The organism is Actinoplanes sp. NPDC024001 (genome assembly GCF_040638955.1).
GTDB lineage: Bacteria > Actinomycetota > Actinomycetes > Mycobacteriales > Micromonosporaceae > Actinoplanes.
On the sequence record NZ_JBEZZB010000295.1, the window covers coordinates 1 to 7,185 of the forward strand.

The 7,185-nt window shown below is 74.1% G+C and carries 3 protein-coding genes and 2 pseudogenes; 4 read left to right on the forward strand and 1 reads right to left on the reverse strand.

The genetic code is table 11. The features are described 5' to 3' along the window. The 3 genes and pseudogenes from AB0F81_RS49845 to AB0F81_RS49855 all read left to right on the forward strand — a co-directional run. The coding region (locus AB0F81_RS49845) for a SpoIIE family protein phosphatase (protein ID WP_360211256.1) at positions 1-1,185 on the forward strand (1,185 nt) is incomplete at its 5' end. Positions 1,186-1,243: 58 nt separating this feature from the next. Then, a pseudogene (recQ, locus tag AB0F81_RS49850) lies at positions 1,244-3,088 on the forward strand (DNA helicase RecQ); the annotation flags it as partial. A 598-nt stretch (positions 3,089-3,686) separates the two neighbouring features. Then, positions 3,687-4,316 carry a helix-turn-helix domain-containing protein gene (locus tag AB0F81_RS49855; protein WP_360211258.1) on the forward strand — a complete coding sequence of 210 codons (630 nt, stop codon included), beginning with the start codon at positions 3,687-3,689 and terminating at the stop codon, positions 4,314-4,316. Positions 4,317-4,632: 316 nt separating this feature from the next. Here AB0F81_RS49855 and AB0F81_RS49860 read toward each other — a convergent pair whose 3' ends face one another. Beyond that, entirely contained in the window at positions 4,633-6,069 is a 1,437-nt protein-coding gene (locus tag AB0F81_RS49860; protein WP_360211260.1) for a S8/S53 family peptidase, read from the reverse strand. Between the two features lie 137 nt (positions 6,070-6,206). Here AB0F81_RS49860 and AB0F81_RS49865 point away from each other — a divergent pair. Continuing rightward, positions 6,207-7,185: pseudogene (locus AB0F81_RS49865) on the forward strand (CHAT domain-containing protein); the annotation flags it as partial.

Sequence of the window (7,185 nt, forward strand, 5' to 3'; positions counted from 1 at the left end):
GTCCGGGCCGCGCACGCGGCGACCGTCTGCCTCGCGGTGCTCGACACCGGGACCGGCGAGGTGGAGTACTGCACCGCCGGGCACCCGGCGCCCCTGCTGATCACCGCCGACGGGCGGACCCGTTACCTGCCCGGCACCGGCGGGACACCGCTCGGCACCGGCGGCTGGTTCCCGGTGCGCACCGACCGGCTCCAGGTCGGCGACCTGCTGCTGCTCTACAGCGACGGCATCCTGGAACGGCCGGCCACCGTCCGCGACGGCGCGCAGATCAGCGCGGCCGAGCTGGCGGAGGCGGCCGGGTCGGCGGCGGCCGGGCGGGCCCTGCACGACCCGGCCGCGACGGCGACCGAACGGGTCTGCGGGCAGACCGTCGAGCTGCTGGTCCGGGCCGGTGGCTACGCCGATGACATCACGATGCTGGCGGCTCAGCGCGTACCGGTCGTACCGGATCTGGTTCTGGAACTGCCGGCCCAGCCGGCGGCGCTGCGCGACGCGCGCGCCCGGCTGGGCGGCTGGCTGGCCGCGCTCGGCGCGGCCGAGCACGACGTCTTCGTGCTGCAGCACGCCCTCGGCGAGCTCGCCACCAACGCCATCGAGCACGCCTTCGGCGGCCACTTCGGCAAGGACGTCATCGAGGTACGGGCGGCGCTCGACCCGACCGGCCTGGTCGAGGCGACCGTGGCCGACCACGGCGGCTGGCGGGCGCCGGAGCGGCAGCCGACCCGCGGCCGGGGGCTGGCCCTCACCGCGCAGCTGGTGAACAGCCTGCGCGTCGAACCGGGCCCGGCCGGCACGGTGGCGACCGTCCGGCACCGGCTCACCCGGCCGGCCCGGCTGCTCACCCGGGTCGGCGGCACCCCGATGGCCCAGCCGCCGACCGGCACGCTGAACATCACCGAGCTGCCCGGCGGCAACGAGGCCCGGGTGCGGCTGGAAGGCCCGGTGGACGCCGCCTCCGCCGCCCAGGTCCGCCAGGAACTGCTGCGCCGCAGCCGCGGCGGGACCGTGGCGATGACCGTGGACCTCTCCGGGGTGACCCACCTGGCCAGCGCCGGGGTGTCCGCGCTGCACCTGCTCGCGGAGAGCCACGCCGACGGGCGGGCGCCGCTGGTGCTGCACGCCACCCCCGGCAGCCCGGCCCGGCATATCCTCGACCTGGTCGGCCTGCCCGGGGTCACCCCTTAGGCATCCGGTTGTCCACAGGGCGGAGGCGATTGTCGGTGGGGCTCTCTACTATCGCGGGGTGACTTCGTCCGCTCCCCCGTTCTCCGTGTCCAGCGCCACCGACGCCCTCAACCGGGTCTTCGGTTACCCATCGTTCCGCGGCCAGCAGGGTGACATCGTCGAGCACGTCATCGCCGGTGGCGACGCCCTGGTGCTGATGCCGACCGGCGGCGGCAAGTCGCTGTGCTATCAGATCCCGGCGCTGGTCCGGCCCGGCACCGGCGTGGTGATCTCGCCGCTGATCGCCCTGATGCAGGACCAGGTCGACGCGCTGCGCACCCTCGGCGTGCGGGCCAACTTCCTGAACTCCTCGCAGGATCTCGACGAGCGGCGCATCGTCGAGGCCGAGTTCGTCGCCGGCGAGCTCGACCTGCTCTACGTGGCGCCCGAGGGTCTCGGCACGGCCGGCGTGCAGCGGCTGCTCGACCGGGGCAAGATCTCGCTGTTCGCCATCGACGAGGCGCACTGTGTGGCGCAGTGGGGCCACGACTTCCGCCCCGACTACCTGGGCCTGTCGATGCTGCACGAGCGCTGGCCCGACGTGCCGCGCATCGCGCTGACCGCGACCGCGACGCCGGCCACCCGCGAGGAGATCGCCACCCGGCTGCAGCTCACCGGCGCCCGCCACTTCACCGCGAGTTTCGACCGTCCCAACATTCAGTACCGGATCGTCGGAAAGAACCAGCCGTCGAAACAGCTGCTGGAGCTGCTGCGCGCCGAGCATCCCGGGCACTCCGGGATCGTCTACTGCCTGTCGCGGGCCTCGGTGGAGAAGCACGCCACGTTCCTGACCGACAACGGGATCCCCGCGCTGCCCTACCACGCCGGGCTGGACGCGCGGACCCGCTTCGAGAACCAGGCCCGCTTCCTGCGCGAGGACGGCCTGGTCATGGTCGCCACGATCGCGTTCGGAATGGGCATCGACAAGCCCGACGTGCGGTTCGTCGCCCACCTCGACCTGCCCAAGTCGGTCGAGGGCTACTACCAGGAGACCGGGCGGGCCGGGCGTGACGGGCTGCCGTCCACCGCCTGGCTGGCGTACGGGCTGCAGGACGTCGTGCAGCAGCGCAAGATGATCGACAGCTCGGAGGGCGACGCCGCGTTCCGGCGCAACGCCGCCCAGCACCTCGACTCGATGCTGGCCCTCTGCGAGAGCGTCACCTGCCGTCGGGCGCAGCTGCTCGCCTACTTCGGCCAGTCCCCCACCGAGACCACCTGCGGCAACTGCGACGTGTGCCTCGACCCGCCGGAGTCGTGGGACGGCACGGTCGCCGCGCAGAAACTGCTCTCCACCGTCTTCCGCCTGCAGAAAGAGCGCAACCAGCGGTTCGGCGCCGGGCAGTCGATCGACATCCTGCTCGGCAAGCGGACGGAGAAGGTCGAGCGCTTCCGCCACGACGAGCTGAAAGTCTTCGGCATCGGCGCCGACCTGCGCGAGTCCGAGTGGCGCGGCGTCGTCCGGCAGCTGCTCGCCGGCGGCTACCTGACCGTCCACGGCGAATACAGCACGATCGCCCTCACCGAGCGCAGCTCGGAGGTCCTGCGCGGCGAGTGCAAGCTGATGATGCGCCGCGAGGTGGCGCCGGTCCGTCCGGCCCGCGCCGCGTCCCGCACCGCGGCCGCCCGCCCGCCGGCGGCCGACCTGCCGGCCTCAGCGACACCGCTCTTCGAGAGGCTGCGGGCCTGGCGCGGGTCGGTCGCCAAGGAGCAGGGCGTCCCGGCCTACGTGATCTTCCACGACGCGACCTTGCGCGCGATCGCCGCGCTGGCCCCGGCGACGCTGGACCAGCTGGGCACGGTGAGCGGGGTCGGCCAGAGCAAGCTGACCAAGTTCGGCGACCAGGTCCTCGCGGTGGTCGCCGACGAGCCGCCGCCGGGCGGCGCGGCCGCCGGCGCGGTCGAGGAATCCGCCGGCTCGGCTCTGGACTCTGCCCTGCCGACACCCGGCGGTGCCATCGGCCGGCCTGACGCCGGGGCGCCCGGCAACGCTGCCGCCCGGCCTGCGTCCGGGCCGCGCGATGCGGCTGACCGGCCGGGCTCCGGCGGTTCGATGGCCGGCAAGGCGGCTTCCGGCGGCTCGGCGTCGAGGCGCGCGTCCGGCGGGCCTGCGCAGGCGGATGCCGGCCATGGGCAGCCGCTGCACATGGATCCCGACTATCTGGAGTCGTTCCCGTCGGAGCCCGACTACTACGAGGACTGAGATCGGCCCCACCCTTGCCTCTCGTCGAGCCAGCAGCAGGCGGTGCGGAGCGGACTGCTTCGTTCCGCCTGCCCCCTCTCGGCCCACCTGGCGCACCGCGCTGTCGACCGGGTGGCCGTCCTAGCTGCCCTCGGCTGCTCAGCTGTCCCCAGCCGGCGTGTCCGACGAATCCGCTCGCTCTTGCGTCGCGAGCTCAATCCTTTTTGAGTCCGCCATTCGGAACGGAGCGGAACACTTTGTTCCGTTCGGCTAGGGTGGGCTCATGACGAGTACGGCCTCCGGGCGCGGGCGGCAGGCGGCGCGCAACAACGTGGTGATTCTGGCGGCGGCACGCGAGGTGTTCCTGGCCGACAAGCGCGCCCCCATCTCCGCGGTCGCCGAGCGGGCCGGGGTCGGCATCAGTGCCCTCTACCGGCGGTACGCCAGCAAGGAAGACCTGCTCCGCACGCTGTGCCACGACGGGCTGCGCACCTTCATCGCCGAGGCCGAACGCGCCGCCGCCATGGCTGACGACTGGACGGCGTTCGAGACGTTCATGTACGGCATCGTCGAGGCGGACGTGCATTCGCTCACCGTGCACCTGGCCGGCACCTTCACGCCGACCGACGACATGCGCGCCGACGCGATCCGCGCGGGCGAGCTGGCCGCCGCCCTGTTCGAGCGGGTCCGTCCGCAGCTGCGGGCCGAGGCCGTAGCCCCCGACATCACCATGCTGCTGGAGATGTGCGCGGCGGTGCGCATCCCGGATCAGGAGCGCACCACCCAGCTGCGCCGCCGCTACCTGGCAGTCCTGCTGGACGGCCTGCGCACCGGCGGTCCGCTGCCCGAGCAGGCGCCCACCAACGCCGAGTTCAGCTGGCGCTGGTCCACGCCTGCGAAGAACGGCAGCTAGCCAAGGTCCGACCGCCGGACCGGCCCGCCTGCCGCGGGCGGTCGCTCTGAGCAGGGAACCGGCTGGCGCCGATCCACCCATCCGGAGCCGCAATCGGTGCATGACGGCCAGCCGAGCACGACCGGCTGGCGCTGACGCACGCTTGGGCGTTCGGATTCAGTGGGTGGGCGCAAGCCGCATGCTCCGCGCAAGCCCTAAGCTGCCGCGCGAGTTGAGCAGAGGCAGGCTCGGCCGGGCACGGCGGCCAGCTCGGCCGCGCACTGCCGCATGGGTCGGGCAGCGGCGGGCGCAGGCGGGTGGGTGAGTGGGTGATGGGTCAGCGGCGGCGGGTCCAGGAGGGCCAGCCGAGGGCGTCCGGCTCGATGAGGAGCGGTTCGGCGGCGCGGCGGGTCTCGCCGGCGGCCTCTTCGGCCTGGCGGACCATCCACTCGTAAGCCTGCCAGGCTGAGGCGCGGCCGGGGACGGTTCGGGCGGCGATCGCGCCGCTGATGGTGGCGGCGGCGAAGGACGTGCCGCTCCAGCGGGCGTAGCCGGTGAAGGTGCGGTCGTGGCGGCCCACCGGCTGGGGGCCGTCGCCGTCGGGGTCGTGCCAGACCTTGACCGTGCCGTCCAGGTAGGTGCTTTCCACGTCTTCGCCGGGGGCCAGCACGTCGATCCAGGAGCCGGCCGGGGTGAAGGAGGCCGGTTCGCCGTCGCCACGGGCGGTGCAGGCTCCGACGGCCACCACGTCGTTGAGGGCGGCCGGCCAGGCTGCCTTGCGGCGGCCGCCGCCGGTGAGGAAGCCGTGGTTGCCGGCGGCGGCGACCACGACGATGTCCGGGTCCAGGCGGTCGATCGCGGTGGAGAGCACCAGCGGGGGCATGCCGTCGTCGGTGTAGCTGACGAACGACAGGTTGAGCACGTCCAGGCCTTCGCGGCCCAGCTGGACGATGCGGACGGCGGCGTCCCAGGAGTCGCCGATGCCCCGGTCGTCGAGGAGGGCGGACACGGCCAGGGTGGCGCCGGGGGCCTGGCGCAGCACCAGGCCGGCCACGAACGTGGCGTGCCCGGCCTCGGCGGGCAGGCCGGCCGGATAGGACAGGCCGTTCTCCTGTTCGCCGATCCAGGCGCCGGCCAGGAAGTCGTGGCGGCGCAGCGCGGTGTCGACCACGCCGACGCGGGCGCCGCGGCCGGGTGCGGAGGCCCGGGCCTTCGCCCAGCCCGGCTCGTCGATCTTGCGGGGTGCGCCGCCGCCGCCGTGGGAGACCTCCCCGGCGCCGCTCACACCACCGTCCGAAGCGAAGCCGCCGGCACCGGCGTGAAAGCCGCTCACACCGCCGTGCGAGACCTCGCCGGCACCGCCGACACCGCCGTGGGAGACCTCGCCGGCACCGCCGACGCCGGTCTGCGGGTTGCGCATGCCGGGGACGCGGCCGACCGCGCGGTTCTTGCCCATCGTCGGCGTCCAGCCGCCGTTCTGCGCGGCGAAGCCCGCGCGCAGGTCGGCCAGCACCCGGTCGAGGGCCGGTTTCGAGCCGGCGGCCGGCTCCGGCAGGTCCGAGCTCGGGAACTCGCGGCGAATCTGCCGGTACCACGCCCCGACGTGGTCGGCGACCGCGCCGGGCTCGCGCAGGGAGATCCGGGCCAGGCCCAGGTCGCCGCTGCGGTCGGCCATCTCGATCATGCGGCCGGCGCCGGCCTCCTGCATGACGCCGAGGACGAGTTTCTCGTGGGGCAGCGCCACCACCAGGTCGACCGGCTCTTCCGTGTTCACGTGAGCACCTCTTCCTCGCCGTCGGGCCGCCCATCAGGCTATCGATACCGATCGACATCGCCAGGGAAGAGTCCGCTCTGCGACAGGAGAGGGGAGATCGGGGCACACCTCGACCGAGATCTATGATTGCCCCCTCAGTGAGGAGGCGGGCCATCGACTCGAGCGCTGCGGAGGCCCTGCGCCTGGCGACGATCGACCCGGCGCGGGCCCGCGTGCTGGCGGTCCGCGCCGAGAGCGCGGCACGGCGGGCCGGCGACCGCGCGGGAGAGAGCGTTTCCCGGCGGGCGCTCGGCGTCGCGGCGATGCAGCTGCGGGATCTCGACGAGGCCGTGACCCAGCTGCGCCGTTCGGTGGCCGCCGCCCGGCGGGCCGGTTCGCCGCAGCTGCTCGGCGAGGCACGGATGAGCCTGGCGTCGGCGCTGGCGCTGCGCGGCCTGCCGGGGCGGGCGTTCCGCGAGATCGAGGCGGCCGGCCGCGAGCTGGACGGGCTGTCCGCGGCCCGGGCGCTGGTGCAGCGGTCGGCGATCCTGCTGGAGATGGGCCGCGACGACGAGGCGCTGGACAGCCTGCGCCCGGCGTTGCCGGTGCTGCGGCGCGCCGGTGACGTGCAGTGGGAGACCCGGGCACTGAGCAACCGCGGGCTGCTGCACCTGGCCCGGCGCAGCTTCGCCGCGGCCGAGCAGGACCTGGTCGCCGCGCTGCGGCTGTGCGCCGAACACGGCCTGGAGCTGCCCCGGGCGTACGCCGAGCAGAACCTGGGCTGTGTCAAGGCCTACCGGGGTGAGGTGCCCGCCGCGCTGGAGCACTTCGACCGGGCCGAGCAGCACTATTCCCGCCAGGGCATGCAGGTCGGTTCGCTGCTGGTGGACCGGGCGACCCTGCTTCTGTCGGTGCGGCTCGTCGACGAGGCCCGGGCCACCGCGGAGGCCGCCGTCCGGGCGTACGAACGGCAGAAGCGGATGCACGTGCCGGAGGCACGGCTGCTGCTCTCCACGGTGGCGCTGGTGCAGGGTGATCTGGAGGTGGCCGAGTCGGCGGCCGCGCTGGCCGCCCGCGAGTTCGCCCGGCTGGGCCGGCGCAACTGGGTGGCGCTGGCCCGCGACGCGCGGCTGCAGG